Origin of the sequence: Thauera propionica (genome assembly GCF_002245655.1) — a bacterium.
Classification (GTDB): Bacteria; Pseudomonadota; Gammaproteobacteria; order Burkholderiales; family Rhodocyclaceae; genus Thauera; species Thauera propionica.
This window is the reverse complement of sequence record NZ_NOIH01000050.1, coordinates 1-714: the sequence shown is the minus strand read 5'-3', so window position 1 is coordinate 714 and position 714 is coordinate 1. Positions and strand designations below refer to the sequence as shown.

The 714-nt window shown below is 45.0% G+C and carries 1 protein-coding gene; it reads left to right on the top strand.

Features of this window, described 5'->3' with window-relative positions:
• Positions 1-339: 339 nt before the first annotated feature.
• The gene (locus tag CGK74_RS18895) at positions 340-684 is read left to right on the top strand and encodes a hypothetical protein (RefSeq protein ID WP_133091970.1); all 345 of its coding nucleotides are present in this window, start codon (positions 340-342) and stop codon (positions 682-684) included.
• The last annotated feature ends 30 nt before the right edge of the window (positions 685-714 follow it).

Genomic DNA, 714 nt, shown 5'->3' with positions numbered 1-714 from the left:
GTTTGTTGAGAAGTCAATTTCCACTGGAAACGGCATAGAGCCTTTGTGGATCCATATACAATAAAAGATGCAATGGCGGCGCCGCCATACCGAAACAGAAAGGCTTTTTACGATACTTGGACTGTCTGTTTAAGGATGAACGCCAAGAATAGAATGGGAGGGTACACTGGCTTGCAATATTATAGTTTTGGCATCAAAAAAGGCTCGATAGATCAAGTCGACATAAATCCAAGATTCGATTGTAGGGACTCGAGCCTGATATTTAAACCTTTTTACGTGAATTAGAGGTTCGCAATTATGGCCGTCATGGAGAAAATTCAATCTTCGAGCAGGGTATAAATGTCATCTCGCAAAATATCAGTTTATCTCCTTCGGTATGCCGTATTTGGCGCTGTAATGTATTTTTCAATTCAGTTGGCACTCGCTTGGGGGGTTGAAGAAAAGTCGTGGTTTGAACTTGCATGGGACTATATTGCGGGAGGTTCGATTGGAGTCATTGCGGGCCTTGTTTTCTTCTTTGCATTTGGTGCGGTAGGCTGGGTAAGCGGAGCACTTTATGGCAGCATAGGTTTGCTGTCACTCATGGTTGGTGGCGGCTTAGGAGGTCTTGGTCTCGGGGCAATTGTTAACGTTTTTCGTAGGCCAGAAAAGTACAACTTCGATTGGCTAGTTAGTCGCCCCTGAATAATCCCCCACCTTCTTTCCTCACGCGGG